The sequence below is a fragment of the Amycolatopsis sp. WAC 04169 genome (assembly GCF_003947535.1).
Lineage (GTDB): Bacteria > Actinomycetota > Actinomycetes > Mycobacteriales > Pseudonocardiaceae > Amycolatopsis > Amycolatopsis keratiniphila.
This window is the reverse complement of sequence record NZ_QHJI01000038.1, coordinates 1-887: the sequence shown is the minus strand read 5'-3', so window position 1 is coordinate 887 and position 887 is coordinate 1. Positions and strand designations below refer to the sequence as shown.

2 protein-coding genes are annotated in these 887 nt (G+C 71.5%); one reads left to right on the top strand and one right to left on the bottom strand.

Features of this window, described 5'->3' with window-relative positions; genetic code table 11:
* Positions 1 to 142: 142 nt before the first annotated feature.
* Positions 143 to 352: a hypothetical protein gene (locus DMC61_RS40835; protein ID WP_031088050.1), complete on the bottom strand. Its 210-nt coding sequence runs from the start codon at positions 350 to 352 to the stop codon at positions 143 to 145.
* Positions 353 to 484: 132 nt separating this feature from the next.
* Here DMC61_RS40835 and DMC61_RS40830 point away from each other — a divergent pair.
* Positions 485 to 887 (top strand): PfkB family carbohydrate kinase (locus DMC61_RS40830; RefSeq protein WP_233595118.1); only part of this gene is annotated, 403 nt, incomplete at its 3' end.

The following is an 887-nucleotide window of genomic DNA, read 5'->3' as shown; positions in this document are numbered from 1 at the left end:
ACCGCATCGCTCCTTCGACTGTTCCTGGGGACAGCGGTGGGACGCGGTGGGCCGGGATCCGGTTCCCGGTGACGGCGCCAGTCGCCCGAACGGCCCCGGGAACCGCCCCGAACGGCTTCCGAGTGGCCCTGCGGCGAGGCGCTCAGTCGCCGTAGTCCGACATCGCCTCCAGCAGCCGGGCCGACGCCGGCGGCACCCGGACGCCGTGGATGAGGGTGAGCGGCACCGGCCGGGCGGCGGCGTCGGCGGGGGCCGACCAACGCCGGGTCATCCGGGCGCAGTCGCCGCGCAGCGACTCCAGGTCGCCGTCCAGGTCGGCCGGGGCGGGGTCGGCGGTCCTCAGGTTCGTCATAACAGAACCGTAGGCACGTCCCGTCGTGCGAAGAAAGTCGTACTACCGGGTAGTTTCACCTGCTTCAGCCTGGCGGTCACGCCGGGTAGCGTGAACCGTCAACCCGCCTCCCCTCAGGAGAGAGTCCACGCCGTGCGCATCGCAGTCACCGGCTCCATAGCCACCGACCACCTCATGACCTGCCCCGGCCGCTTCTCCGACCAGCTCGTCGCGGACCAACTGCACACGGTCTCGCTCTCCTTCCTGGTCGACCAGCTCGACGTGAGCCGGGGCGGGGTCGCCGCGAACATCGCCTTCGGCATGGGTCAGCTCGGCACCCGGCCGATCCTCGTCGGCGCGGCCGGCGCGGCCTTCGACCAGTGCCGCGCGTGGCTGGACCGGCACGGCGTCGACACCGACTCGGTCCGCATCTCCGAGACCCTGCACACCGCCCGCTTCGTCTGCACCACCGACGCGCACCACAACCAGATCGGCTCCTTCTACACGCGAGCGATGGGCGAGGCCCGCCTCATCGAGCTGAAGACCGTCGCCGACC

What these genes read in the sequence shown, in the direction of transcription:
- DMC61_RS40835 (WP_031088050.1), bottom strand. Translation starts at nt 352, where the DNA reads ATGACGAACCTGAGGACCGCCGACCCCGCCCCGGCCGACCTGGACGGC.